This window comes from Hymenobacter coccineus (genome assembly GCF_001816125.1).
Classification (GTDB): domain Bacteria; phylum Bacteroidota; class Bacteroidia; order Cytophagales; family Hymenobacteraceae; genus Hymenobacter; species Hymenobacter coccineus.
In genome coordinates this window covers 1-230 of sequence record NZ_MDZA01000358.1, presented here as the reverse complement: position 1 = coordinate 230, position 230 = coordinate 1, and the positions used below count along the sequence as shown (strand labels likewise).

The window sequence follows — 230 nt, the reverse complement described above, 5'->3', positions numbered from 1 at the left end:
GCCCGGCGGCATCGGTCACCACGCAGTTGTGGCCCGGCGCCAGCCAGTGCGCGTTGGCCGCCACCACGGGCGCTTGCTGCACCTCGTACGGGCCCCAGGGCGGCGTGGCTGCGGGCCACCAGCACGGCGTAGCCCGGCGGCATCGGTCACCACGCAGTTGTGGCCCGGCGCCAGCCAGTGCGCGTTGGCCGCCACCACGGGCGCTTGCTGCACCTCGTACGGGCCCCAGG

The 230-nt window shown here is 76.1% G+C and carries 1 protein-coding gene; it reads right to left on the bottom strand.

The features are described 5' to 3' along the window. Nucleotides 1–15: 15 nt before the first annotated feature. Nucleotides 16–230 (bottom strand): hypothetical protein (locus BEN49_RS28940; RefSeq protein WP_204376150.1); only part of this gene is annotated, 215 nt, incomplete at its 5' end.